The sequence below is a fragment of the Alkalibacterium sp. m-11 genome (genome assembly GCF_054658155.1).
The window spans coordinates 1-224 of record NZ_BAAGIR010000675.1 but is presented as its reverse complement, the minus strand read 5'-3'; the positions used below and the strand labels follow the sequence as shown (position 1 = coordinate 224).

Annotated in this window: 1 protein-coding gene; it reads left to right on the top strand. The window is 39.7% G+C overall.

The features are described from left to right. On the top strand, window positions 1-224 hold a 224-nt coding region (locus ACYQ2O_RS13880; protein ID WP_459796892.1), incomplete at both ends, for a transposase.

Sequence of the window (224 nt, the reverse complement as noted above, 5' to 3'; positions counted from 1 at the left end):
TGTTTCGCTTAGTAACGATTGAACGTAAGCATCAATCGAATCTACGTATCCTGACGAACCGAATGGATCTTTCAGCAGAGGACATCGGAAAGATGTATCAATCAAGATGGCAGATCGAGTTGTTTTTCAAGCACATCAAACAACATTTGACCATTAAAACGTACTATTCACAGTCTGAACAAGGCGTGGAGAATCAAGTGATTCTTGCGATGATTGTCTACTTA